The sequence below is a fragment of the Bacillus cereus group sp. N21 genome (assembly GCF_016483395.1).
Classification (GTDB): domain Bacteria; phylum Bacillota; class Bacilli; order Bacillales; family Bacillaceae_G; genus Bacillus_A; species Bacillus_A pseudomycoides.
This window is the reverse complement of record NZ_JAEHBX010000333.1, coordinates 1-273: the sequence shown is the minus strand read 5'-3', so window position 1 is coordinate 273 and position 273 is coordinate 1. Positions and strand designations below refer to the sequence as shown.

Below are 273 nucleotides of genomic sequence, written 5' to 3'. Positions count from 1 at the left end.
CTGAAGAAGCAGAAGTAATGGTGGAAGCAGAAGAAACTGAAGAAGCAGAAGTAATTGCAGAAACAGAGGGGTCTGAAGTAGAAGCAATTGTAGAACTTGAGGAAACGCAGCAAGAAATGGTATTAGATGAAGCAATTGAACAAAAAAATGAATTCATACATGTTGCTGAGGCTGATGAACAAACGATGGAAGATGTCCAAAGTTTTGCGAATGTTTTAATTGCAGAAACAGAGGAAAGTAAACCAGTTGCAGAAGAAGGGCCAGCCGCTGAAG

1 protein-coding gene is annotated in these 273 nt (G+C 40.3%); it reads left to right on the top strand.

The features are described from left to right. A partial coding sequence (locus tag JDS96_RS31085) for a hypothetical protein (RefSeq protein WP_199669155.1) occupies positions 1-273 on the top strand: 273 nt, incomplete at both ends.